This is a genomic window from Amycolatopsis tucumanensis, assembly GCF_021654135.1.
GTDB classification, from domain to species: Bacteria; Actinomycetota; Actinomycetes; order Mycobacteriales; family Pseudonocardiaceae; genus Amycolatopsis_E; species Amycolatopsis_E tucumanensis.
In genome coordinates, this window is the sequence record NZ_JAKGSD010000004.1 from 1 (window position 1) to 25,086 (window position 25,086).

The following is a 25,086-nucleotide window of genomic DNA, read 5'->3' on the forward strand; positions in this document are numbered from 1 at the left end:
GCATGTTCGGCCGCCGGAAAGCACGCAGGTTGCGGCCCTGGCTCAAGGTGATCGTCCAGTGTCAGGCGACGGGATGACCACCCAGCATGGGTTTTGTTCGCGGGCTAGTAGCCCTGGTAGCCGCCGCCTGCGGCCATTGCCTTCAGGCCTGGGTGCCCCTCAAAGCCGCCGTACCGGCTGAACGTGTACCGCACTCCGGCGATGATGTTGTCGACCGGGTTGTAGATGTCGTCGTGGCCGGGCAGTTTGTGCGCGTTGAACGTCGAGTCGATGCACTGCATCAACCCCTTGGACGGGTGCCCCGCCGCGGCATTGCTGTCCCAAAGGTTTATCGCGTTGGGATTGCCGCTCGACTCCTTTTCGATGATCGTCCAGATCTTGTCGATGTCGGCTTCCGTGACCGGCACCCCGGCGGCCTGCAGGATGCGGATCGCCTCTTCGATCCACTGCCGCACGTTGCCAGGGGGCTGGCTGCTCGGCGGGCCGCCGCTCGGGCCCAGCCCGCCGCCACCACCGCCACCCGCGCCGCCACCGCCGCCGGAGCCGGAGCGCAGTCCGCCCGTGCTCTTCATCGTCTTCGGCTTGCCGCCCAGCGGGGGCACCGACGCGTACCCGCCCTGGACCTCCTTGCGCACCAGGCCCATCACCCGGTTGATCTGCTCGTTCGCGCTGCTCAACAACCCCTGGATCTGGTCCCGGGCGCCGGCCGCGATGCCGCTCGTCTTCTGCGCGTTCGCGGCCATGATCTCGGCCGACGTGGGCGAGGGCATCGTGGCGCCGGGTTTGCCCTCGCGCACCTCGCGCTCCATCGCCTCGGCTGCGTTCGCGTTCGTCACCGCGTCGCTGTTGGCCTTCTCGATGTCCGTCTGCGCCTGCTGCCTGATCGTGTCGATCCGGCCCTTGACGTCGGCCAGCGACGTCTGCAGACCGGACAGCTCCCGCGCGACCTCGTCGAGGTGGTCGTTGACCTTCTTGCCCGCGTCGCCGATCTGCTTGACGTAGGCGAAGAACGCGTCGGCCGCGGGGCCGGTCCACGTGCCGCCGCCCAGTGCCGCGGTCGCGTTCCGCAGCGCCACCGAGTGGTCCGCGGAGTCCTTCGACGCCTGCGTGAACTGGTCCGCGACGGCCTGGATCCCCGCCGGGTTCAGCTTCTCGACCTGCTGCGCGCGGGCCACCACGTCGTTCCATTCGGGCGGCATCCCCGGTGCGGCGACCATGTCAGACCTGCAGGCTTCCGTCCTTGACGGTCACGCTGTCGCGCGCCGCGTCGTCGGTCTCGCGCAACGCCCGCGCCGCGTCGCGCAGGGCGCTGCCGGTCGACCTCATCAGCTCGGCAGCCGCGTCGAACTGCTTGTGCACGCCGTCGCGCAACGACCCCAGCGCGTCCACCATGCCGTCCGACGGGTGCTCGCCCGGCTCCAGCTCGTCCGGGCGCTTGATGGCGCCGAACGGGTTCTCCCCGGTCACGCCCGTGACCTTGTCCTTGGCTTTCTTGAACTGCTCGTGGATGGCCTCGACCTGCCCGGCCACATGCTCCAGCGAATCCGGATCACTCTCAGGCACGTCGCTCACTGTAGGACGGTTGTCGCAGCCTGTACGCGGAATCCGCCAAGTTCCACCATCCGGTGGTTCACACCTCGTCGAGCAGCTCCGCGACCCGGCTGACCAGCAGCTGGTTGTCCGCGGGCGCGACCGTCGCCCAGTCCTGCCCGCCCACCTGCAGCAGGTACCGGCCCGCGTCGGTGTCGTAGAACGCGACCACCCGGCCCGCGCGCCGCCCCTCCCGCTCGACGCCGAACTGCCCGCGCGTGGTCATCCCGACCAGCATCCCGGCCAGCTCCTGCGCCTCCCACAGCTCGACGCCCCGGTCCTCCAGCGCCGTGACCAGCGACTTCGGGTCGCCCTTCGCGTCGGCGTCGGCCGCCCGCAGCGTGCTGTGCGGCAGGCTCACCGAGTGCCCGACCCCGGCCGGCTGCTCACCGGCCACCGACACCGCCGACTCGGCCAGCGCGTTCGGCCGCGCCGGGATCAGCCACACCTCGCCCGAGTCCACCACCGCGAGCAGCGCCTGGCCGCCGTTGGACACCGCGAGGCCGCGGATCTCGCGGTCTGTCCACACCCACACGTCGATCGCGACCTGCGGGTTCGCCAGCAACGTCGCCATGTCGACGATCTCGCCGACGGCCCGCTGCCCGCGCGCGAGCCCGCGGTCGGCGAGCATCTCCCAGGCGCGGCCCGCGAGCTGCCGCCGCTCGGTGTGGGTGCGGCCCGGGCTCGGCACTCGCAGCGCCGGGTGGGCGCGGGGCAGCCGCAGGCTCTCCCACAGGACGTCGAACTCGAGCGTCGTCAGGACGAGGCTCATCGGTCGCCGATCGTGTCCGGTGAGACGTCCCGCCGGTCGGTGAACAGGTCGTTGTCGTCGACACCGAAGCGGCGGACGTGCCCGGCGTCCTCCTCGCCGTCCTGCGGTGCGGCGGGTTCCAGGATCGACCGGGTGGTCGCCGAGTCGGGGGTGTGGCCGCCGCGCCGGGCGAGGCGGGCTTCCTCCTCCTCGGGCAGGTCGTCGGAGGGGATCTGGTGGATGCGGTTGCCCGCGGTGTTCCGCCCGACGCGGCTCTGCCGTTCGCCCTCGCCCGCCAGCGCCCCGCTCGCCCCGGCCGCGCCGAGCGCGGGGGCGGCCTCGGCGAGCCCGCTGAGCCCGGAGGGCGTCCGCACGGCGGCGAACCCGGGGCCGACCGCATTGGGGGAGGTGGTGGAGGGCGGCATCGCGCCCGCGGAACGGCCCCTGCCGAGGGCTTCTTCGGCAGGTGTTGCCGCGCTTCCGCCGCCCGCGCCGCTTCCGCCCGCCGCGCCCGCGCCGCTTCCGGTGCCTGCGCCGAGCCCGACACCCGGGCCGAGCCCGGTGCCGGGTGCGCCGGCCGCGGAGCGGCCACCGGCACCGTGGACCTGCCCGGCGCCCGGCTGCCCGGCGGAGCCGGGCCGGGCGCCTACGGCGGAACCACTGCTGGGAATCGCCCGGCCGCCGGTCGCAGCGCCGGACTGGCCACCAGTGTTCTTCGATTCAGGCGAAGCCGACGCCCGGCGTTCGCCGGCGAAGCCGGCTCCGCCGGGGGAACCAGAGCCGCCGGCAACCGATCCGGTGGGCGCGGGCGCGGCGGGGCGTCCAGCCGTCGTCCCACCACCGGCGCCCGCCGGGGTGACCCCGGCCAACGAAGCACCCGCAGCCGGAGCGGCCGGCACGCCCATCGGCGGTGTCGGGGTGTCCACCCGCGCCGGCGTCACGTCCTTCGTGCCCTGGGCCTGGGTCGGCGCGGTGTCCGGCAGCGACGGCACCGGCGCCGACGCCCCGCCGATCCCCGCCACCACACCGGTGCCCGGCGCGGACAGCAGCGAGACCGGCGCCGGTGCGTCCACAGTGGACGTCGAGCCGAGGTAGTTGCCGCTGTCGTGGGCGTAGGCGTTGAGCGCGTCCACCGCCTGGGCCTTGGCCTCCTCGGCGGTGCGCACGTCGGCCGCATGATCGGTCTCGAACCCGAACAGGCTGAACACCGTGTCGCCGAAGGTGTAGCCGCCCGCCTTGCGCAGGTCCTCCGGCGCGGGCAGCTTGTTCCTGGTCCGGGTGAAGGCCTCGGCCTGCTCGTACATCATCTGCGCGGCCTGCTCGACCTTCGCCGTCGCCTCACCGGAGAACCCGGCCTCCCGCGCGACCACCGACGACGCCTGCCCGGCCGCGCGGCTCTGCCACTCCACACCGAGCGCCTTGAGCTGGGTCCGCAGCGCCTCTTCGGTGTCGGCGAGCGCGCCGGAGATCGACTTCAGCGCCTCGACGGCCCCGGTGATCCCCGACGGGCCCGCGCCGTCCCGGAACTTCTCCACGACCTGCGCGAGCTGCTCCGGCTGGTAGCCGTCGAACCGCTGGTCGCGCAGCTTCGCCACGAGCGTCGGGATGTCGTACTTGCTGCTGTCGAACGTGGCCACGCCACACCTCACTTCAGCGTTTCGAGCGTCTGGACGGCCAGCTTCGCGACGTTCGTCGCCATGTCGCACAGCTGCTGCTGGGTGAACGAGCGGTCGTCGGGCGCCATCTGGGCGCGCAGCGTCTGGCCCTGGGCGACGCCGACGAGCACCTCGCAGTCCTGGATCCCCTCGCTGGGCGCGTAGTTCACCAGCGCGGGGAACCCGGGCACCGCGACCGGCTGCTGGACCATGCTGGTCCGCCGGTGCGCGCCGGTGCGCCAGTCCTCGATGTCGGCGTCGCCGATGACCTCGAGGTAGTACGTGTACGTCGGCGGCCTGGCGTCGACGTCGAACGCGCAGGTCTTCGGGCAGCCAGCGGGGCGCGCCGTTCTCGCCGAGCCGGTCCAGCTGGGCGGACGTGAGCAGGGCGCACGGGTCGGCGTCCCGCAGCGGCAGCTCGCGTTGCCGGGCGGGCAGTTCGGGCGGCTGACTGCTCGGCCGCGTGGCGGGCCCGGCGACCCCGGACACGGTCGACGTGCAGCCGGACACCACGAGCGCGGCCGCGACGACCGTCCTAGGCAGGGCCGGCACCGCGGTCCCCCAGCGCGATGACCTTCTCCTCCTCACCGGCCTGGTAGGCCTGCGCGGCCTGCCGGAGCTGCGCGGCGAGGTCACGCAGGTTGCGGACGTAGGCCTGCACCCGCGCCGCGTACGAGTCTTCGCCGCGGGCCACCAGCCGGTTCCACGCGTCGGTGGCGGTGGTGCTGATGACGTCCTCGGCCGGCGCGGTGATGTTGAGGTCGATCAGCTTCTGCCGGATGCGGTCGTCGAGCGCGTCGGCCTGCTCGTTGACGACCTGCGCGACCAGCAGCACCTTGTCCGGGTCGACCCGCAGGTCGTGGGGCACCGACGGCACGGTCGCGCCGAGGGCGCCGAGCGTGGGTGCGAGACCCTGGCCGGCGCCGCGCAGGTCGTCCTCTGCCACAACTCACTCCCCGGGTACGGACGGTAACCGACCAGTTCCGGTAGGAAGGCTACCAATCCCGGGATCAGCTCGGGCCGGAATTCGCCGAAGCACCCGGCACGGTGATCTCGCCGCGAGCGGCCTTGAGCCCGATGTCGGTGCGGTGGTGCGAACCGGACAGGTGCACCTTCGCGACCCGCTCGTAGGCCTGGGCGCGGGCCGCGTCGAGGTCCTCGCCGACGCCGACCACGGACAGCACCCGGCCACCGTGGGAGACCACGGCGCCGTCGTCGCGGCGGCGGGTGCCCGCGTGCAGCACGCCCTCGGACTCGGCGCCGGTGATCACGTCGCCCGCGCGCGGCACACCCGGATAGCCGTCGGCGGCGATCACGACGGTGACCGCGGAGCCCGGGTGCCACTCCAGCGGCGGGTGCTCGGCGAGGGTGCCGGTCGCGGTCGCGTGCAGCAGCCCGGCCAGCGGGGTGGCCAGCAGCGCGAGCACGACCTGCGTCTCCGGGTCGCCGAACCGGCAGTTGAACTCGATGACCTGGGGGCCGTCGGAGGTGATCGCGAGGCCCGCGTAGAGCAGGCCGGAGAACTCGGCGCCGCGGGCGGCCATCTCGTCGACGACCGGCTGGACGATGTCGCGCACGATGTCGTCGACGAGGCCGGCGGGCGCCCACGGCAGCGGCGCGTACGCGCCCATGCCGCCGGTGTTGGGGCCGGTGTCGCCGTCGCCGACGCGCTTGAAGTCCTGCGCGGGCAGCAGCGGCACCACGGTGCGGCCGTCGACCAGGCAGAACAGCGACACCTCCGGCCCGTCGAGGAACGACTCCAGCAGCACCGGGTGGCCGCCGTCGAGCAGCTTCATCGCGTGCGCGCGCGCCGCGTCGCGGTCCGGGGTGACGACGACGCCCTTGCCGGCGGCCAGCCCGTCGTCCTTGACCACCCAGGTCGGGCCGAAGCGGGACAGCGCCTCGTCGAGCTTGGCCGGGTTGTCCACGATCTCGCTGCGCGCGGTCGGCACCTTCGCGGTGGCCATCACGTCCTTGGCGAACGCCTTCGAGCCCTCGATGCGGGCCGCGGCGGCGGACGGGCCGAAGACCGGGATGCCGGCCTTGCGGACGGCGTCGGCCGCGCCGGCGACCAGCGGCACCTCGGGGCCGATCACCACGAGGTCGGCCTGCCAGCGCTTCGCCAGCTCGGCGACCGCGGCCGGGTCGGCCACGTCGACGCCGAGCTGCTCGGCCAGCGCCGCGGTGCCGGCGTTGCCTGGCGCGCAGGCGAGCGCGGTGACGGCCGGGTCGTGGGACGCGGCGAGGAGCAGGGCATGTTCGCGGGCACCGGACCCGATGACTAGAACGCGCACAAGCCCTGAGCGTAGACGTTGACCTGCGCCACGCCCCGTTCACCCGCCCGCCAGCCCACCGTCCCCCGCCCGTGTGGCGGCCGTAGTCCGGGCCGGTGAGAGTGGCGCGGAGATCCCTTTCGTCCCCACAGGAGGTTCCCGTGCGGAGAAGACTCGCCGCCCTGGCGTTGTCCGGCCTGTTCCTGGTCGGCGCCGCCGGCGTCACCAGCGCGAGCCAAGCCGCCCCGGCTGACAAGGAGCGTGCCGAACCAGTGGTCGTCGGACACCGGGGCGCGCCCGGCTACCGGCCGGAGCACACGCTGGCCTCCTACGAGCTGGCCTACCGCCAGGGCGCCGACTGGGTCGACGTCGACCTCGTGCCCACCAAGGACGGCCAGCTCGTCGCCCGGCACGAGAACGAGATCGGCGGCACGACCGACGTCGCCGCCCACCCCGAGTTCGCCAACCGGAAGACCACCAAGGTCATCGACGGCGTCGCGCTGACCGGCTGGTTCACCGAGGACTTCACGCTCGCCGAGCTGAAGACCCTGCGCGCCACCGAGCGCATCCCGGACATCCGCCCGGACAACAAGATCTACAACGGCCGCTGGCAGATCGCGACCTACCAGGAGGTGCTGGACCTCACCAGGCGCCTCGGCCGCGAACTGCACCGCACGCTGGGCACCTACCCGGAGATCAAGCACTCCACCTACTTCGCCTCGATCGGCAACCCCACCGAGCCGAAGCTGGTCGACCTCCTCAACCGCAACGGCCTGAACAAGCGCAACGCGCCGGTGATCATCCAGTCGTTCGAGGTGGCCAACCTCAAGGCGCTGAGCAGGCAGGTGAAGGTGCCGCTGGTGCAGCTCACCTCGGCCAGCGGCGCGCCGGCCGACTTCGTCGCGAGCGGCGACAAGCGCACCTACGCCGACCTGGTCACCCCGGCCGGGCTCAAGGAGATCTCCACCTACGCCGACTACCTCGGCCCGGAGAAGGCGCAGATCATCCCGCGGACCGCGGCGGGCGCGCTCGGCACGCCGACCTCGCTGGTGAAGGACGCGCACGACGCGGGCCTGAAGGTCGTGCCGTACACCTTCCGCAACGAGAACAGCTTCCTGCCGGTGAACCTGCGCTCGTCGGCCGACCCGTCGGCGTGGGGCAACGCCTTCGCCGAGCTGGACGCGTTCCTCGCCACCGGCATCGACGGCCTGTTCGCCGACCAGCCGGACACCGCGCTGGTCGCCGTCGGGTCCTGAGTGGACGACGCGGGCACGGCCACGGGCCGTGCCCGCGTTTTCGCTTTCCGCTGAAGTGATCCCGACCACTCGAAAAGTCTTCGCGTCATAGCCTGTCGCCCGGCTAGTCTCAGAGTGGACTGAGGGGGATTTGCGCTTTTTCTTCGGGGTTTCCTCCTGCGGTCGGCCCTGCCCGCTCGTAGACCTGGACGGACCACTTCATGACCACTGCTTCGGAACCAAGACCCGCGGACGCCGACAAACTCGACAGCGCGGTGCTGAAGGTCGCTGCCGTCGTCGTGCTCGGCAGCGTGATGGCCATCCTCGACACCACCGTCGTCAACGTCGCGCTCCAGGCGCTGACGCTGGAGTTCGAGACCTCGTTCGACACGATCCAGTGGATCGCGACCGGGTACATGCTGGCGCTGGCCACGGTCATCCCGGTCACCGGCTGGGCGTGCGACCGGTTCGGCACCAAGCGCCTCTACATGCTGGCGATCACGTTCTTCCTGATCGGCTCCGCGCTGGCCGGTGCGGCGTGGGACATCGAGTCGCTGATCGTGTTCCGGGTCCTGCAGGGCCTCGGCGGCGGCATGCTGATGCCGGCGGGCATGACGATCCTGACCAAGACCGCGGGCCCGCACCGCGTCGGCCGCGTGATGGCCGTGCTCGGCGTGCCGATGCTGCTCGGCCCGATCGGCGGCCCGATCCTGGGCGGCTGGCTGGTCGACTCGGTGAGCTGGCGCTGGATCTTCTACATCAACGTGCCGATCGGCATCGTCGCGATCCTGCTGGCGTGGCGGCTGCTGCCGAAGGACGAGCCGCGCCCGGCCGAGAAGTTCGACTTCGCCGGCATGGTGATGCTCTCGCCCGGGCTCGCGGCGCTGATCTACGGCGTGTCGAACATTCCGCACCACGGCGGCGTCGGCGCGACCAACGTGTGGCTGCCGGGGATCGTCGGGATCGTGCTGATCGTGGCGTTCATCGTGCGGGCGCTGAAGGTCGCCAACCCGCTGGTCGACCTGACCCTGTTCCGCAACCGCACGTTCAGCATCGCGATGGTGACCATGACCCTGTTCATGATCGCCTTCCTCGGGTCGATGCTGATCCTGCCGACCTACTTCGTGCTGGTGCGCGGCGAAAGCGCGCTGCAGGCCGGTCTGCTGCTGGCGCCGCAGGGCATCGGCGCGATGATCACCATGCCGATCGCGGGCAAGCTGGTCGACAAGATCGGCGCGGGCAAGGTCGTGCTGCCCGGCATCGTGCTGATCATCGCCAGCGTCGCGGTGTTCACGCAGGTGGGTGCGGACACGTCCTACCTGCTGCTGATGGGCGCGCTGTTCGTGATGGGGCTCGGCATGGGCATGAGCATGATGCCGATCAGCACCGCGGCGCTGCAGACGCTGACGCAGCGCACGGTGGCGCGGGCCTCGACGGCGATGAACATCGTGCAGCAGACCGCCGGTGCGGTGGGGTCGGCCATCGTGTCGATCATCCTGGCCAGCCTGCTCGCCGGGAAGTTCGGCGTGGCGACCAGCGAGGGCCAGCTCGCCGCGACGGCCGCGCTGATGAACCCGGCCACGCACGACGCCGCGGCGGTGGCCAGCGCGGACGCCTTCGCGTCGACGTTCACCTGGACGCTGGTGCTGGTGGCGCTGTGCCTGATCCCGGCGCTGTTCCTGCCGAAGAAGCCGGCGCTGCCGCCGGAGGAGGACGCCGCCGAGGGCGCCCCGCCCGCGGTGATGATGCACTGAGATTGTTCTGAGGAAGGGCCCGGGCAGCGCTGGATTGCTGCCCGGGCCCTTTTTCGTGTGCGCGGCCGCGGGTTGCGCACCCGGGTGAGCGGGTTGTGCGCCCGGGTTGGGTTTCGCGCCTGGGTGGGTGGGTTGCGCGCTCGGGCTGGCGAGTCCCGCACCGGGGGCGGCGAGTCGTGCACCCGGGCTGGTGAGTCGCGTACCGGGGCTGGCGGTTGTGCACTGGGGGCGGTGGTTTCGCGTGGGGCGGCGAGTCGTGCACCCCGGCTGGCGAGTCGCGCACCGGGGGCGGCGAGTTGTGCACCGGGGGCGGTGGTTTCGCGCGGGGCGGCGAGTCGTGCACCCGGTTTGGTGAGTCGCGTACCGGGGCCGCCGGTTCTGCACCGGGGCCGGCGGTTCCGCACGGGGCGGCGAGTCGTGCACCCGGGCTGGCGAGTCGCGTACCGGCGCCGCCGGTTCCGCACCGGGGCCGGTGGTTTCGCGTGGGGGCGCGTCGTGCACCTGGTTTGGTGAGTCGCGTACCGGGGGCGGTGGTTCTGCATCGGGGGCGGTGGTTTCGGGTGGGGCGGCGTGTCGTGCACCTGGTTTGGTGAGTCGCGTACCGGGGGCTGGCGGTTCCGCATCGGGGGCGGTGGTTTCGCGTGGGGCGGCGAGTCGTGCACCCGGGCTGGCGAGTCGCGCACCGGCGCCGGCGATTCCGCACCGGGGCCGGCGGCTCCGCACGGGGGCGGCGCGTCGTGCACCCGGGGTCGCGCGTTCCACGTTCGTGCCCGCGAGTTCCCCGCCCGGCCCGGCGATTCAGCGCTCACTCGCGCGAGTCCCGCGCTCGCGGCAGCGAGTTCCCGCTCACCCCGCGAGTTCCTCACCCTGGCGAGCCCTGCGCTCGCCGCCGCGGGGCTCGTCACTCACCGGGTGGAGCGCGGCTCGCTGGGTAAGCATCTACCCATGGAGCTCCTGACCTTGATGGGCGTGCTCGCCGGCGCGCTCGGTCTCACCGCGATCGCCCGGCGGTTCAACCTCTCGGCGCCCCTGCTGGTCGTCGTGGCGGCGCTGGCCGTGTCGTTCATCCCGGGCGTGCCGCGGGTGCAGATGGAGCCGGAGCTGATCCTCACCCTGGTCCTGCCGCCGCTGCTCTACTCCACCGCACGGGAGAGCTCGTTCGCCCAGTTCAAGGCCGCCGCCCGGCCGATCATCGGGCTCGGCGTGGTCCTCGTCGTCGTCACGGCGCTCGTCGTCGGGTTCGTCGTGCACCTGCTGCTGCCGGACCTGCCGCTCGCCTCGGCGTTCGTGCTGGGCGCGGTCGTCGCGCCGCCGGACGCCGTCACCGCCGCCGCGATCGGCCGCCGCCAGCGCCTCCCGCGCCGCCTGATGACCGTGCTCACCGGGGAGAGCCTGGTCAACGACGCCGCCGCGCTGACCCTGTACAAGATCGGTCTCGCCGCGGTGCTCGGCGCGGCCGGGTCGCTCGGCCACGGATTCCTGGTGTTCCTCGTCGCCGCGGTGCTCGGGATCGGCGTCGGGCTCGCGGCGGCGGTGCTCGTCTCCTACATCCGGCGCAAGCTCGACGACCCGCTGATGGAGTCGGTCTTCGGCATCATCGTGCCGTTCGCCGTGTACGTCGTCGCCGAGCACCTGCACCCGTTCTCCGAGGACTTCAGCGGTTCGGGCGTGCTCGCGGTGGTCGCCGCCGGGTTGTACCTCGGTGACCGGTCGTTGTACGCGGGCTCGGCCACGCGGGTGCAGGACTCGTCGATCTGGGCGTCGCTGGACGTGCTGCTCGAAGCGCTCGTGTTCGCGTTGATGGGCCTGCAACTGCCGTTCGTGCTGGAGAGCGCCAACGAGAACGCGCGCGGCAACTGGCAGCTCTTCGCCGCGGCGATCGCCATCCTCGCGGTCACCATCGCCATCCGGTTCCCGTACGTGTTCCTCAACGCCTACCTGCCGCACGCCCTCCGGCTGTTCGGCCGCGAACGAGAACGGCCGCCGACGCGGAACCTCCTCGTGTTGTCCTGGGCGGGCATGCGCGGCGTGGTGTCGCTCGCCGCGGCGGCCGGTGTGCCGCTGACGACCCACGCCGGGCAGCCGTTCCCGGGCCGGGACGAGATCCAGCTGTTCGCGTTCGTCGTCGCGATCGGGACCGTGCTGATCCAGGGGCTCACCCTGCCCGCGGTGATCCGCAAGCTCGGCGTGCACGACAAGGACGACGCCGAGCAGGACGCGGAGGAGGAGATGGCGGCCCGCGAGGCGGCGATGCACGCGGCCTTGGCCCGGCTCGACGAGCTGGCCCCGGAGCTGTGCCACCGGCTCGACATCCCGCCGGAGAAGGCCGACCGGCTGGTGAACCGGTTGCGGGCCCTTGTCGAGACCCGCTACCGGGGAGCCGTCGCGGCGATCTCGCTCAGCGCCGAGGAACGCGAGTCCAGCCCGCACGCCGCGTTCGTGCAGGCGCGCCGCGAACTGCTGCTCGTGCAGCGCGAGACGATGCTGGAGCAGCGGGCCGAGGGCAAGCTCGACGACGAGGTGCTGCGCAAGGTCCTGCGCGAACTCGACCTCGAAGAGCTCGCCCTGTCGGACACCCTCACCGCGCGGCTGTCGTGACCGCCCTCCTCACAGCAGGTCGGCGATCTTGATCGGCAGGTCGCGCACCCGCCGCCCGGTCGCGTGGAACACCGCGTTCGCGATCGCCGCCGCGACCCCGACCGCGCCCAGCTCGCCGATGCCCTTCGCGCCGACCGGGCTCGCCAGCCGGTCGTCGTCCGGCACGAACGCCACGTCCAGCTCGCGGATGTCGGCGTTCACCGGCACCACGTAACCGGCGAGGTTCTTGCTCAGGAACCGCCCCAGCGCCGGCTCGAACACCGAGTGCTCCAGCACCGCCTGCCCGTAGCCCCAGACCAGCCCGCCGGTCATCTGGCTGTGCGCGGCCAGCGGGTTGAGGATCCGCCCCGCCGCGTACCGGCCGACCGCCCGCGACATGCGCAGCAGGCCGAGGTCCTCGTCCACCCGCACCTCGACGAAGATCGCGCCGTAGGTGTGGATCGAGTGGTCCGCCGACCGGCCCGCCGCCAGCGACGACTCCGGCGCCCACCGGCCCTCCGCGGTCAGTTCGGGCAGCCCGGCCGCGGCCAGCGCGTCGGCGAGCGGGTCGCCCGGGTCCGCGCCCAGCTTGTCCAGCACTTCGCGCGCCGCCGCCTGCACGGCCGAGCCGAGGCCCATCGCGGACATCGACCCCATCGTGCCGCCGTGCCCGGGGAAGTCCGGGTCGCCGTGCCGCACCTGGACCGACTCCGGATCGCAGCCGAGCGTCTCCGCGGCCACGGCCTGCACCATCGCGGGCAGCCCGGTGCCGATCTCCTGCGCCCCGGTCTCCACGGTGACCCGGCCCGCGGCGTCCACCCGGACCCGCGCCGCCGACGGGGCCCGGAACGTGTCCATGGTCGCCGCCGCGACACCCCAGCCGACGAGGTCGTGCCCGTCCCGCATCGACCGCGGTTCCGGATCGCGCTCGGACCAGCCGAACCGGCGGGCGCCCTCACGCAGGCACTCGACCAGCTTCCGCGACGAGAACGGCCTGCCGGTCATCGGGTCGGCCGCCGGTTCGTTGCGGATCCGCAGCTCGACCGGGTCGATGCCCAGCTCGTGCGCCAGCTCGTCCATCGCGGACTCGAGCGGGAAGATCCCCGGGCCCTCGTGCGGCGCGCGCATCGGCGTCGGCTGCGGCCGGTCCACCCGCTGCACCCGCATCGCGGTGTGGATGGCCGGGCTCGCGTACAGCCAGGTGGTGCCGTGGGTGGTGTTCTCGGTGTAGTCGTCCACCCGGGCGGCCGCGTTGCTGCTGAGGTGCCGGATCGCGGTGAGCCGCCCGTCGGCCGTCGCGCCCAGCGTGATCGTCTGCCGGGTGGCCGGCTGGTGCCCGGACAACGTGAACATCTCGGCACGCGTGAGCACCAGCTTGACCGGCCGCCCGGTGACGCGGGCGGCCGCGGCGGCCAGCGGGAGCGCCGGCCACACGTAGCCCTTGCTGCCGAACCCGCCGCCGGTGAACGGGCAGATCACCCGCACCGCGTCCGCCGGGACGCCGAACAGCTCGGCGACCACTGCCTGCGTGAGCGCGGCGGCCTGCACGGACGCGTGCAGCACCAGCTCGTCGTCCACCCACTCGGCGAGCACCGCCCACGGCTCCATCGGGTTGTGGTGCCGGTTGGCGGTGGTGTAGGTGGCCTCGACGATCCGGTCGGCCGCGGCCAGTCCGGCCTGGAGGTCGCCGGTCGACTCGTCGGCCTCGCCCAGCAGGTGGTCGCTGTGCGGCACGACGTCCTCGGCCTGTCCGAACAGCAGCGGCGGCCGGACGTCGTCGTAGGTCACCCGCACCTGCCGCGCGGCTTCGCGGGCCTGCTGCCAGCTGTCCGCGAGGACCACCGCGACCGGCTGGCCTTCGTAGTGCACGAGGTCGTCCCGCAGGGGCAGCACCGAGTGGCCCAACGGCGGCGACGGCATCGGGGTCAGGCGCGGCAGGTCGTGGTGCGTCAGCACCGTCGCGTCCACCACCTGGGAGGTGTCGATGCTCGTGACCCGCCCGGTGGGCACCGTGGCGGGCACGAGCGCGGCGGTCAGGGTGCCGGGTGCGGACGCGTCGGCCGCGTACCGCGCGGCCCCGGTGAGCTTGGCCGGGCCGTCCAGTCTGGTAAGCGCTTTCACGACATCGCCTCCTTGATCGCGCGCACCGCGGCGCGCTCGGCGAGGGTGACCTTGTACTCGTTGCCGGGCAACGGACGCGCGCGGGTGAGCCGCACCACCTCGGCCAGCCTGTCCAACGGCACGCCGACGAGTTCCATCCGATACGGCCCGTGCGCCACCCCGCCGAGCGCGACGCGTGCCCGCGTGATCGTCTGCCCGTCCCACTCGACGACGGCCGCGGCGGAGACCACCGCGAACTCGTAGGAGACCCGTTCCCGGACCTTCAGGTAGTGCGAAAACCGCGTGCCACCACGGGGCACCTCGATCGCGGTGATCAGCTCATCGGACCGGAGTTCGTTGTGCCGCGCCGGTTCGTCGCCCGGCAGCCGGTGAAAACTCGTCGCCGGGATGCGCCGCTCGCCGTCCGGGCCACGCACGACCACGACCGCGTCGAGCGCGGCGAGTGCGACCGCGAGGTCCGACGGGTGGGTCGCGACGCAGTCGTCGGACCAGCCGAGGATCGCGGCGGACGTGGTGTCGCCGTGCCGGGCCGAGCAGCCCGAGCCGGGCACCCGCTTGTTGCACGGCAGCCCGGTGTCCGCGCGGAAGTACGGACAGCGGGTGCGCTGCATCAGGTTGCCGCCGAGCGTGGCCATGTTCCGCAGCTGCGGCGAGGCGGCCCGCAGCAGCGACTGCACCAGGACGGGGAACTCGCGCGCCAGCTCCGGGTGCGCGGCCACGTCGCTCATCCGGCACAAGGCGCCGAGCCGGACGTGGTCGTCGGCGAACTCGATCCGGTCCAGCGGCAGTCGGTTGATGTCGACCAGCCGGGCGGGCGCTTCGATGCCCTCCTTGAGCCAGTTCAGCAGTTCGGTGCCACCGGCGATGGCCTGCGCGCCGGCGGTCAGCGCGTCCAGCGCCGCCTCGACGGAGGTGGCCCTGGTCAGCTCGAACGTCCTCATCGGACCACCTCCGCGGCGGCTTTCCGCACGGCGGAAACGATTTGCGGGTAGGCGCCGCAGCGGCAGATGTTGCCGCTCATCCACTCCCGGATCTCGTCCTCGGAGCCGGCGTGTCCCTCGGCGATGCACGCGGCGGCGGACACGACCTGCCCCGGCGTGCAGAACCCGCACTGGAACGCGTCGTTCTCCAGGAAGGCGCGCTGCACCGGGTGCAGTTCGCCCTCGGGCGCGAGGCCCTCGGCGGTCGTCACCTCCGCGCCGTCGGCGAGCAGGGACAGGGTCAGGCAGGACAACACCCGGCGGCCGTCCACCAGCACGGTGCAGGCGCCGCATTCGCCGCGGTCGCAGCCGCGTTTGGTGCCGGTCAGCCCGAGGTCGTCGCGCAGTGTTTCGGCCAGCATCGACCGTGGATCGACGGTCAGCCGGTGCTGGATCCCGTTGACTGTGATCGTCAGTGCAGAGCGGTCATCCATGCCTGCCGAGGCTAGGCACATGGAGTCCGCTCCAGGCAACTCATTTTCCGGACAGTTCGCCCAGCAGCCGCCAGGTGCGCCGCTGGTCCTCCGCGCTGCCGAGGTCCGTCTGGGTGAAGACCACCTCGGTGGCCCCGGCGTCGAAGTAGCGCCGGATCTCGGCCGCGACGGTCTCCTCGTCGCCGATCACCGCCAGCTCACCGGCGCGCGATACACCCGCCAGGCCGATGACCCGCTGGTAGGACGGGATCCGCTCGTAGAACGCGAGCTGCTCGACGGCGTTCGCGCGCACCCGCTCGGCGTCGGAGGTGACCACACCGGCGACGAACGCGACGACCCGCGGCGCGGTGGCCGACGCGGCGGTGATGGCCGGGACGATCTCGCCTGCCAGCACCTTCGGCCCGGCCAGGTAGGGCAGCGTGCCGTCGGCGAGTTCCCCGGTCGCCCGCAGGGCCTGCGGCCCCATCGCGGCGACCAGCAGCGGCACCGGGCCCGCGCCGGGGACCGCGGCCGGCAGCGGCGGCACGGCGGTGAGGACCTCGCCGCGGAAGTCGGCGGTGCCGGTGGTGAACAGCTCGCGCAGCACGGTCAGGAACTCGCGCAGCCGGGCCACCGGACGGTCGTAGCTGAGGCCGAACGCGCCTTCCAGCAGGTTCTTCGCGCCCAGCGCCAGCCCGAGCTGGAACCGCCCGTGCGTGGCGGCCTGCGCCGTCTGGGCCTGGCTGGAGACCAGCAGCGGGTGCCGTCCGAAGATCGGGATCGCCGAGGTGCCGACGGACAATTCCGGCACCTCGCGCCCGACGACGGTCGCCAGGGCGGCAGCGTCGTAGTCGAACCGCTGCCCGAACCACACCGACTTCAGCCCGTCGGCGGCCACCTGCTTCGCCTGGGCCACGATCGCGTCGACGTAGTTGGTGTCGTCCGCGGTGGCCAGTGCCGCTCCGATCCTCATGATCACCGGTAACGGCGACCGGGCGGCGTGGATTCCGCGTCCCAGCTTCTGGGAGCCCTCGCGCCGCGCGGGGCGCTCACGTCACCGTGATGACCATGTCGCTCACCGATGTCATCGAGGGAACCCGCCAGGCCGTCTCGGCCGATCCCGCCAACGCCGCCGTCTCGTTCACCGTCGACCACCAGCTGGTCGGCGGCACCGCAACCCAGGTCGACGTGAAGGTGCGGGACCACGCCTTCCGCGTCGACGAGCCCGCGCCGCTGGGCGGCACGGACACCGCCGCCAACCCGGTCGAGTACGCGCTGGCCGCGCTCGGCTCGTGCCAGGTGATCACGTACCAGTTCTGGGCCGCGAAGCTGGGCGTGCCGCTGACCTCGGTGAAGGTCACCGTCGAGGGCGATCTCGACCTGCACGGCTTCTTCGGCTTCAACGAGACCCGCCCCGGCTTCACCGACGTGCGGGTCACGGTCGACCTGGACGGCCCGGCGAGCCGCGAGGCCTACGAGGACCTCAAGCGCCAGGTCGACGAGCACTGCCCGGTGCTGGACCTCTTCCGGAACCCGACGCCGACGAAGACCGCCCTGGCCTAGAGCACCGCGCCGCCTCAGGTTCCGCTACCCGCACCGCCCCGCAAGCCGTGGAACCACTTACAAGAATTCGTGGCGGACGATGGTCTGTTCGCGGCCCGGGCCGACGCCGATGGCGGACACCCGGGCCTGCGACAGCTCCTCGATCCGCTCCACGTACGCCCGCGCGTTCGCCGGCAGCTCCTCGAACGTCCGGCAGTGCGAGATGTCCTCCCACCAGCCGGGCAGCTCCTCGTAGATCGGCACGGCGTGGTGCACGTCCGTCTGCGTCATCGGCATGTCCTCGGTGCGGAAGCCGTCCACCTCGTACCCGACGCAGATCGGCACCCGCTCCAGGCCGGACAGCACGTCGAGCTTGGTGAGGAAGTAGTCGGTGATCCCGTTGACCCGCGTGGCGTACCGGGCGATCACCGCGTCGAACCAGCCGGTGCGGCGCGACCGCCCGGTGGTGACGCCGAACTCGCCGCCCGCCTTGCGCAGGTGCTCGCCCATCGCGTCGTTCAGCTCGGTCGGGAACGGGCCCGACCCGACGCGCGTGGTGTAGGCCTTGAGGATGCCGAGCACGGTGCCGATGCGGCCCGGCCCGATGCCCGACCCGGCGCTCGCGCCGCCCGCGGTCGGGTTCGACGACGTCACGAACGGGTAGGTGCCGTGGTCGACGTCGAGCAGCGTGCCCTGCGACCCCTCCAGCAGCACCGTCTCGCCCTTCTCCAGGGCCTTGTTCAGCTGCAGCCGCGTGTCGGCGATGCGGTGCGCGAACTTCTCGCCCGCGGCCAGCACCTCGTCGGCCACCTGGTCGGCGTCGAGCGCCTTGCGGTTGTAGACCTTGACCAGCACCTGGTTCTTGAACTCCAGGGCCGCCTCGACCTTCTGGCGGAAGATCTTCTCGTCGAGCAGGTCCTGCACGCGGACGCCGACGCGGGCGATCTTGTCCTGGTAGCACGGGCCGATGCCACGGCCGGTGGTGCCGATCTTGCGGCTGCCGAGGTAACGCTCGGTGACCTTATCGATCGCCACGTGGTACGGCATGATCAGGTGCGCGTCGGCGGAGAGCAGCAGGCGGCTGGTGTCCACGCCGCGCTTCTCCAGGCCGTCCAGTTCGTCGAGCAGCACACCCGGGTCGACGACCACGCCGTTGCCGATCACGTTGGTCACGCCCGGCGTGAGGATCCCGGACGGGATGAGGTGCAGGGCGAAGTTCTCCCCGTTGGGGAGCACGACCGTGTGACCGGCGTTGTTGCCGCCCTGGTAGCGGACGACCCACTGGACACGGTCGCCGAGCAGGTCGGTGGCCTTGCCCTTGCCTTCATCGCCCCACTGGGCACCGATGAGCACGATGGCCGGCATGTGACACTCCAGGTATTCGGCAACAGGAAATTCAGCGCAGGCAAATGCCGGTGCATGAGCGTAACGGAGGACCCGGTGGCGCGGGGAACGGTGCTGGCTTGCGGGTCTGGTTCGTCACTCCTTCGCAACGAGCCGGGAGTGCGGGAAGTGCCCGCGCGCCCCGGCAGGAACGACGTGGATCCCCTGCTGGAGGGCACTTCCGGGGAGCCGCTGATCGTCGTCGGCACGGATGCGGACCTGGCCGCGGTCGTGGTGCGGATCATGCGGAAGAACCGGTTGGGGGACACGCCGGTGGGATACGTGCCGACCGATCCGGGCTCGCCGGCGGCGCGGCTGTGGGGGCTGCCGGCCGACCCGTCGGAGGCGCTCGCGCTCGCCCGGAAGGGTGAGCCACGGCCGCGGGTGCTCGTGCGCGACGACAGCGGCGGAGTCCTGCTGGGTGAAGCGGTGGTCGGTCCGGTCACCGGCGAGGCTTACTGTGACGACACGGTCGCTTTCCGTGGCTCAGCGCGGTCGTTCGTGGTCCGGCCGGGTGCGGAGGGCGTCGACGTGCGCGTGACCCGCGGGCTGTTCCGGCGGGTGACCGAGGTGTCCGGGCGGGCTTGCCAGCTGGGCTGCCACCCGGCGGAAGTGGTGCAGAACGGGGTGCGGCATCCGCGGCCGGTGACGCGCTGGACCTGGTACCGGCACACCGAGGACCTGCTGGCGATCACCGATAGTTAACCTACTGTCGTCGGTAAATCACCCACAGGTATTGCTTTCGCCATCTTCATGTTCGACCTTCGGAGGGTCCTCACCGATCACCCGAAGGCGGCACCCATGCGCATCGCCCGAAACTCGCTGATCGTCCTCGGCCTCTCGGCCCTGCTCACCACCGGCATCGCGACCGGCACCGCGGTGGCGGAGCCGCCGAACATCCCGTCCGAGACCACGGCCCGCTCCGAGCTGGCGGCGCTGACCGTCCAGGCGGACGGCACGTCCACCGGCTACTCGCGCGACAAGTTCCCGCACTGGGACGACCAGGGCGGCAGCTGCAACACCCGCGAGGTCGTGCTGAAGCGGGACGGCACCAACGTCGTGACGGATTCCAGTTGCGCCGCCACGTCGGGAACCTGGAAGAGCCCCTACGACGGCGCGACCTGGACCGCCGCTTCCGACGTCGACATCGACCACGTCGTGCCGCTGGCCGCCGCGTGGCGGACCGGCGCGTCGGCCTGGACCACCGCCAAGCGCGAGGCGTTCGCCAACGACCTGACCAACCCGCAGCTGATCGCGGTGACGGACAACGTCAACCAGGCCAAGGGCGACAAGTCGCCCGACGAGTGGAAGCCGCCGCTCACCGGCTACTGGTGCACCTACGCGAAGATGTGGATCGACGTGAAGTACGAGTGGCAGCTGACCATCGACAGCGCGGAGAAGGCGGCGTTGACGGAGATGCTGGACCGCTGCTGAGCCAGGGGATTTCTCGTTGGTCCTGGGCGGGTGGCCTTCGTTGATCTGGGCCGCGTGGCTCCTGTTGATCCAGGCCGAGTGGCTCCCGTTGATCCGGCCCGCGTGGTTCTCGTTGACCCGGCCCGCGTGGCTCTGGTGGCTGCGGGCCGCGTGGCTCTGGTGGATGCGGGCCGCGTGGCCGAAGATCGCGGCCCACCGCGCTGGGGGTGGGGCGGTGCGTCAGTAGCGCGGTGGGCAGCGTCCCGCGCGAGGGCCGGTCTGCCGGTGGTGAATGCTGGATGAGCCGGCCCCGGAACTGCAACCGGGACGTTCACGCCCGGGGCCGGTGGCAGGCCGCCGCCCGCTGGTACCCGAGCGGCGGCCTGCCCCACCCCCCGGCCCGCGAGCGCAGGACCCGAGAACTCAACCCCGCTGCCAGCCATTCCGGCCCGCGCCCGTAGCCGGCCGGCCCGGCACCCCGGCCGGCGCAGCACCCTGGCTGGCCCGGCACCTTGGCTGGCCCGGCACGCTGGCTGGCCCGGCACCCCGGCCGGCGCAGGCCGCCCCGGCTGGTCCGGCACCCTGGCTGGCCCGGCACCCTGGCTGGCCCGGCACCCTGGCCGGCCCGGCACCCCGACAGGCCCGGCACCCTGGCTGGCGCGGCACCCCAGCAGGCCCGGCACCCTGGCTGGCGCGGCACCCCAGCAGGCCCGGCACCCTGGCCGGCGCGGCACCCTGGCTGGCCCGGCACCCCGGTCGGCCCGGCACTCTGGCCGGCGCAGCACCCCGGCCGGCCCAGGCCGCAAGTGCCGCCCACCGCGATGGGCACACGCCGCGGCCCGCGCCGCCGTACTGCGGATGGCACTTGCCTTACCCGGCACCTGCCACGCCAGGCGCCCGCCGCACCCCGCCCCGGCCGCACCCCGCCCCGGCCGCGCCCGGCGCCCGCCGCGCCCCGCCTCGTCGCCTCTGCCGCTGCCGCTGCCTTGCGCATGGCATCCGCCGCGCCCGGCACCCGCCCCCGCTGCGGCCTGTAAATCACCCCACCATTCGCAGGATCTCCCGCGCCGCAGCGTCGTTCTGGCGGAATGACGGGCCGTTCGTGCGTGGGCGGGTGAACGCCGCTGCCGAGCGGGCGCTCGTGTGCGGGCCCAAGGCGAAACGCCGCGACTGGGGCCGGCCTGCCGCGTCCAGCAACCGTCCGTCCGACACCCGCGTCGAGATGCGGCCCGACGGCAGGTCCCGCACGTGCTCCTCCGCCAGCTCGCCCGCGCCCCGCAACTGCGCCAGCAAACCGTCCGACGCCCGTGAGACGCTGGGCGTCGGCAGGCGCGCCTCGATCAGCGTCCGGGCCGTCACCGAACCCGGGAAGCTGCCCGACGACGCCACAAACCCCTCCGCCGAGAGCGAAATCGAAACATCCGCCCCCAGGAAAGACACCACCCCGGCCTGGTGCAACGCCAGCAACTCGTGCAACCGCCGCGGCGGCGGGCCGCTCGCGTAGTACGAGAAGAACCCGTGCCACCAGCCATCCACATCGGACACATCGAGCGCGCCGGACGCGGTCAGCGCCGGCATCTGCTGGTACGCCGACAACAAAGCCATGAACGCGCCCAGATCCGCCGAATACGCCGGATCCGCCCGCCGCGCCAGGTCGGCCTCCACATAGGACCTCAGGTGCTTCCCGAACTCCTCCGCCGTCTCGAACCGCAGCCCCGCCAGCGGCCGGTCCAGCCGCTCGAGGTCGAGCCGGTCCTCCTCGGCAGGCACCGCCCGCCGCACCAGCGCCCGCATCTCCGCGCTGTCCCACGAAAACTCCGCGAAACAACGGGAAAAATCCTCGAATGACATCAGCACCCGCGACGGATGACCGGTGAACAGCTCGCTGTAGTACCCCCACGCCAGCTCCTTCGCGACGTGCGGCCACACGTCCGCGCGGAAGTCGAGGTGCCGGTCCCGCCCCAGCAGTTCCGCAACCCGCTCCGGACCGAAGAACCGCGGCAGGCGCAGCGCCGACCCCTGCAACCGGTAACCGGGCTTCGCGTGGTACGGCACCCCGCGCCGGGATCCGATGTGCAGCACCGGTTCCGCCCCGCTCGGGTGGTAGACCAGGCCGCCCGACCGCTCCTCGAACCGCCCGCCGCGGCCCTCGGTGAGCAACAGCATCAGGTCGACGAACGCCAGCCCGAACCCGCGCACCAGCACCGGCTCACCCGGCGCGACGTGCTGGTAGTCGACGTCCGCCGTGTACCCCGCCGGGTAGTACGCCAGCCCGTGCGCGGCCGCGAACTCCGCCAGTTCCCGCTCACCCGAACCCGGTTCGGCGTCCAGGTGCCCGACCGCCAGCACGATGACGTCCACGTCCAGCGGCTCGTCCACACCGTCCAGCCACACGCGTGTCTCGTCGATCCGCGTCGCGCGCGTGCGGTGCTCCACCACCTCGATGCCCGGCGCCAGTCCGGCCAGCACGTGCCGGTACACCCAGTCCAGGTAGGCGCTCGCCAGCCGCCGCGTCGGGAACGACGTTCCGCGCAACGCCGCGAGCTCGTCTCGCAGGTCCTCGGGCACGTCGTAGCGGATCCGCCCCGCGCGCACCTCCTGCGCCCACTGCCACAGCGACGGCCCGGTCCGCACGGGCCCGTCCATCGTCACCGTGTCGTCGGTGAACATCGTGACGTCCTCGGCCATCGAGTTCATCCGCAGCAGCGGCGACTGCTCGTACCGCCAGATCCGTCCCGCGCCCGGAGGAAAGGGGTCGATCAGGTGCACCACCAGCCCCGCGGGCCCGAGCAACTCGGCCGCGTTCGCCGACAGCCGCTCCAGCACGCCGACGCCACGCGGCCCCGCCCCCACGATCGCGAGCTGAGACGGCGCCATGCCTTCGACGCTACGGAAAGACCTCGCGCCGCTGCCCTGGTTCCCGCATCCTGGACACCTACCGGACGCGCGCGATGACCTCCGGCGCCTGGCTGTACAGCCGCAGCACGCCGCCGATCGTGAACTCGGTCAGCAGGTCGATCAACGCGTCCCGGTCCGGCGCGTCGCCGTTCCAGTTGAGCCGGACCAGCGACTCGACCATCGCGAAGTACATCGTGACCAGCGCGGTGTCCGCCCGGCCCGGTTCGACGCCGAACTCCGCCCACCGCTGCCCGCTCGCCTCGGTGTAGACCAGGGCCAGCCGCTTCCGCAGCCGGGACAACGCGGAATTGCCGGTGCGCTCGGCTTCCTGGAACAGCGGCAGCGCGTCCGGGTGCCCGGCGACGAAGTCGAACAGGTTCGCGTAGTTCTTGCGCGCCCAGCTCTTCAGGTCCAGATCGGCGTCGCTCGCGCCGGCCGCGGCGATCGCCGCGTAGGCCTGTTCCTCCGCCTGTTCGACGACGGCCGCGAACAACGCGTTCTTGTCGCCGTAGAGCTCGTAGACCGCCTGCCGGGTCAGGCCGGCGTCACGCGCGATCTGTTCGATGGTGGCGCCCTGCAGGCCGCTCGTGGCGAACACGTGCCCCGCCGCGGCGAGCACGAGCGCGCGCTGTTCGGCGACCGGCAGCTTCCGGGGCCTGCCGGGGCCACGCTTTCGGGGCATTGACATGCCTGCCACCTCACCACAATCCTTTTCCGACATAGCTGTCGGAAAATAGCTCACCGGGGAGCGTTCATGCGCCTTTCGAATCGCCGGCTCGTGGCGATCGTGACCGCGGCGGTCGCCGCGCTGTCGTTGACGACCACGCCCGCCGTCGCCGTGACCTCCTCCGCTGACTTCTACGACCCGCCGGCCACCCTGCCGAGTGACAACGGGGCCATCATCCGTCACGCGCCGAGCGAGTTCTTCCTCGACCCGGTGAAACTGCTCCGCGCTCCCGCCGACGTCGAGCGGATCATGTACCGCAGCACGGACACGCACGGTGACGCCATCGCGGTCACCGGAACCGTGCTGACACCGAAGACGCCGTGGCACGGCGCGGGCGACCGGCCGCTCATCGCCTACGCCCCCGGCACGCAGGGCCTCGGCGACCAGTGCGCGCCGTCGAAGGCACTCGCCGCGGGCGGGGAGTACGAGGGCCCGTTCATCGCCGGCCTGCTGGCGCGCGGCTACGCGGTGGTCGTCACGGACTACGAGGGCCTCGGCACCCCCGGCGTGCACACCTACGTCAACCGCAAGGCCGAGGGCCACGCCGTCCTCGACTCGATCCGCGCGGCGCAGCAGCTGCCGGGCGTGCCCGCCGACGGACCGGTCGCGATCGCCGGCTACTCGCAGGGCGGTGGCGCGTCCGCCGCGGCCGCCGAGCTGCAGCCGTCCTACGCGCCGGAGCTGGACCTCAAGGGCGCCTACGCGGGCGCGGTCCCGGCGGACCTCGCCGCGGTCGGCCGCAGCCTGGACGGCGCCTACGCCGTCGGCTTCCTGATGTTCGCGGTCGCGAGCGTCAACTACGCCTACCCCGAGCTGCGCATCACCGACGTCCTCAACGACCGGGGCAAGGCGCTCGAAGCGCAGGTCGAGAACGAGTGCACCGCCGAGTCGATCGTGAACCACGCGTTCACCCGCACCGCCGACCTGACCGTCGACGGCCGCTCGATCGGCGAGTACCTGGCCGAGGAGCCGTACGCGTCGGTCGTCGAGGAGCAGCGGATCGGGACGCTCGAACCGGAGGTGCCGATGTACGTCGTGCACAGCGCGCTGGACGACATCGTGCCCTACGAGCAGGGCCGCACCATGGCCCGGAACTGGTGCGGCGAGGGCGCCACCGTGCAGTTCGACACGCTCGCGGTGCCGACCCACGTCGGTGGCGCCGTCGCCGGCTACCCGGCCGCCTTCGCCTGGCTGGAAGGCCGGTTCGCGGGGAAGGCGGCACCAACCAACTGTGGAGCGTTCTAGATGGTCCGGATCTACTGGAGGCCGGTCGCCGCGGCGGCCGCCGGGTCGGAGTCGGCGATGAACTTCCGGCACCGCTCGTACTCCTCGGTCTCGCCGAGGCGCTGGGCGGCCTTCGCGAGGGCGGCGAGGGCACGCAGGAAGCCCTGGTTCGGGCGGTGGTCCCAGGGGACCGGGCCGAAGCCCTTCCACCCGGCGCGGCGCAGCTGATCCAGGCCGCGGTGGTAGCCAGTGCGGGCGAAGGCGTAGGCGGGGACGAACTCGCCCGCCTCCAGCGCCCGCTCGGCCAGCGCCGCCCAGGCCTCGCTGAAGTCGGGGTGCTCGGCGGCCACGTCGGACGGGTCGGTGCCTGCGTCCATCGCGGCCTGCGCGTCCACGCGCTCGGGCAGCCGGGTGGGGTCGGGTTCCAGCAGGTTCGTCATGCTGCCCAGTATCGGCGGTTCAGACGAACAGGCTTGCGAGGACCCCGCTGCCGAGCAGGACGAGAGCGGCGATCAGGATCGTGGCGACGAGACGTTTCGGCATCACGGGC

At 72.4% G+C, this 25,086-nt stretch carries 21 protein-coding genes and 1 pseudogene; 7 read left to right on the top strand and 15 right to left on the bottom strand.

Annotated features, from left to right (window positions below):
- Positions 1-104: 104 nt before the first annotated feature.
- The 7 genes and pseudogenes from L2C96_RS06285 to purD form a co-directional block, all read right to left on the bottom strand.
- Positions 105-1,217: a transglycosylase SLT domain-containing protein gene (locus L2C96_RS06285; RefSeq protein WP_237335523.1), complete on the bottom strand. Its 1,113-nt coding sequence runs from the start codon at positions 1,215-1,217 to the stop codon at positions 105-107.
- A gap of 1 nt (position 1,218) precedes the next feature.
- Complete coding sequence (locus tag L2C96_RS06290) at positions 1,219-1,563, bottom strand: hypothetical protein (RefSeq protein WP_235716251.1); 345 nt, start codon at positions 1,561-1,563, stop codon at positions 1,219-1,221.
- Positions 1,564-1,630: 67 nt separating this feature from the next.
- Entirely contained in the window at positions 1,631-2,362 is a 732-nt protein-coding gene (locus L2C96_RS06295; RefSeq protein ID WP_237335524.1) for an ESX secretion-associated protein EspG, read from the bottom strand.
- A complete protein-coding gene (locus L2C96_RS06300) occupies positions 2,359-3,978 on the bottom strand; it encodes a PPE domain-containing protein (protein ID WP_237335525.1) in 1,620 nt (539 codons plus the stop codon). Before L2C96_RS06300 ends, L2C96_RS06295 begins: the two co-directional genes overlap by 4 nt.
- Positions 3,979-3,986: 8 nt before the next feature.
- A pseudogene (locus L2C96_RS06305) lies at positions 3,987-4,265 on the bottom strand (DUF3558 family protein); the annotation flags it as partial.
- 266 nt (positions 4,266-4,531) lie between these two features.
- Positions 4,532-4,942: a type VII secretion target gene (locus L2C96_RS06310; protein ID WP_017985721.1), complete on the bottom strand. Its 411-nt coding sequence runs from the start codon at positions 4,940-4,942 to the stop codon at positions 4,532-4,534.
- Positions 4,943-5,006: 64 nt separating this feature from the next.
- A complete protein-coding gene (purD, locus tag L2C96_RS06315) occupies positions 5,007-6,290 on the bottom strand; it encodes a phosphoribosylamine--glycine ligase (RefSeq protein ID WP_020423318.1) in 1,284 nt (427 codons plus the stop codon).
- 167 nt (positions 6,291-6,457) lie between these two features.
- Here purD and L2C96_RS06320 point away from each other — a divergent pair, with 167 nt between their 5' ends.
- From L2C96_RS06320 to L2C96_RS06330, 3 genes are all read left to right on the top strand, one after another.
- Positions 6,458-7,525 (top strand): glycerophosphodiester phosphodiesterase, encoded by a 1,068-nt coding sequence (locus L2C96_RS06320; RefSeq protein ID WP_272882135.1) that lies wholly within the window; start codon positions 6,458-6,460, stop codon positions 7,523-7,525.
- A gap of 200 nt (positions 7,526-7,725) precedes the next feature.
- Complete coding sequence (locus L2C96_RS06325) at positions 7,726-9,258, top strand: DHA2 family efflux MFS transporter permease subunit (RefSeq protein ID WP_237335527.1); 1,533 nt, start codon at positions 7,726-7,728, stop codon at positions 9,256-9,258.
- 945 nt (positions 9,259-10,203) lie between these two features.
- A complete protein-coding gene (locus L2C96_RS06330) occupies positions 10,204-11,856 on the top strand; it encodes a Na+/H+ antiporter (protein WP_237335528.1) in 1,653 nt (550 codons plus the stop codon).
- Positions 11,857-11,865: 9 nt separating this feature from the next.
- Here the strand turns inward: L2C96_RS06330 and L2C96_RS06335 are convergent, their stop codons facing one another.
- Genes L2C96_RS06335 through L2C96_RS06350 form a run of 4 tightly spaced genes read right to left on the bottom strand, consistent with a single transcriptional unit; the run spans position 11,866 to position 16,322 of the window.
- A complete protein-coding gene (locus L2C96_RS06335; RefSeq protein ID WP_237335529.1) occupies positions 11,866-13,956 on the bottom strand; it encodes a xanthine dehydrogenase family protein molybdopterin-binding subunit in 2,091 nt (696 codons plus the stop codon).
- Positions 13,953-14,897, bottom strand: a complete 945-nt coding sequence (locus tag L2C96_RS06340) for an FAD binding domain-containing protein (RefSeq protein WP_237335530.1) — start codon at positions 14,895-14,897, stop codon at positions 13,953-13,955. The genes L2C96_RS06335 and L2C96_RS06340 overlap by 4 nt, the downstream gene beginning before the upstream one ends.
- A complete protein-coding gene (locus tag L2C96_RS06345; protein WP_020423312.1) occupies positions 14,894-15,370 on the bottom strand; it encodes a (2Fe-2S)-binding protein in 477 nt (158 codons plus the stop codon). The genes L2C96_RS06340 and L2C96_RS06345 overlap by 4 nt, the downstream gene beginning before the upstream one ends.
- A 40-nt stretch (positions 15,371-15,410) precedes the next feature.
- Positions 15,411-16,322, bottom strand: a complete 912-nt coding sequence (locus tag L2C96_RS06350; protein ID WP_237335531.1) for an LLM class F420-dependent oxidoreductase — start codon at positions 16,320-16,322, stop codon at positions 15,411-15,413.
- A gap of 95 nt (positions 16,323-16,417) precedes the next feature.
- Here L2C96_RS06350 and L2C96_RS06355 point away from each other — a divergent pair, with 95 nt between their 5' ends.
- The gene (locus L2C96_RS06355; protein WP_027936667.1) at positions 16,418-16,912 is read left to right on the top strand and encodes an OsmC family protein; all 495 of its coding nucleotides are present in this window, start codon (positions 16,418-16,420) and stop codon (positions 16,910-16,912) included.
- Positions 16,913-16,969: 57 nt separating this feature from the next.
- On the opposite strand, the gene L2C96_RS06360 is transcribed toward L2C96_RS06355, so the two are convergent.
- Entirely contained in the window at positions 16,970-18,256 is a 1,287-nt protein-coding gene (locus L2C96_RS06360; protein WP_020423309.1) for an adenylosuccinate synthase, read from the bottom strand.
- Positions 18,257-18,310: 54 nt separating this feature from the next.
- Here L2C96_RS06360 and L2C96_RS06365 point away from each other — a divergent pair, with 54 nt between their 5' ends.
- Together L2C96_RS06365 and L2C96_RS06370 are read left to right on the top strand one after the other, a co-directional pair.
- Positions 18,311-18,979: a hypothetical protein gene (locus tag L2C96_RS06365; RefSeq protein ID WP_237335532.1), complete on the top strand. Its 669-nt coding sequence runs from the start codon at positions 18,311-18,313 to the stop codon at positions 18,977-18,979.
- A gap of 96 nt (positions 18,980-19,075) precedes the next feature.
- Positions 19,076-19,708: an HNH endonuclease family protein gene (locus tag L2C96_RS06370; protein ID WP_027936665.1), complete on the top strand. Its 633-nt coding sequence runs from the start codon at positions 19,076-19,078 to the stop codon at positions 19,706-19,708.
- A gap of 1,017 nt (positions 19,709-20,725) precedes the next feature.
- Here the strand turns inward: L2C96_RS06370 and L2C96_RS06375 are convergent.
- Positions 20,726-22,564, bottom strand: coding sequence for an FAD/NAD(P)-binding protein (locus L2C96_RS06375; protein ID WP_237335533.1), 1,839 nt, complete (start codon positions 22,562-22,564; stop codon positions 20,726-20,728).
- 58 nt (positions 22,565-22,622) lie between these two features.
- Positions 22,623-23,273: a TetR/AcrR family transcriptional regulator gene (locus L2C96_RS06380; protein WP_039791508.1), complete on the bottom strand. Its 651-nt coding sequence runs from the start codon at positions 23,271-23,273 to the stop codon at positions 22,623-22,625.
- A gap of 66 nt (positions 23,274-23,339) precedes the next feature.
- Between L2C96_RS06380 and L2C96_RS06385 the strand changes: the two genes are divergently transcribed.
- Positions 23,340-24,557: a lipase family protein gene (locus tag L2C96_RS06385; RefSeq protein ID WP_237335534.1), complete on the top strand. Its 1,218-nt coding sequence runs from the start codon at positions 23,340-23,342 to the stop codon at positions 24,555-24,557.
- An 11-nt stretch (positions 24,558-24,568) separates the two neighbouring features.
- On the opposite strand, the gene L2C96_RS06390 is transcribed toward L2C96_RS06385, so the two are convergent.
- On the bottom strand, positions 24,569-24,976 hold the full coding sequence (locus tag L2C96_RS06390; protein ID WP_020418429.1) for a DUF3151 domain-containing protein: 408 nt from the start codon (positions 24,974-24,976) through the stop codon (positions 24,569-24,571).
- Positions 24,977-25,086 lie beyond the last annotated feature (110 nt).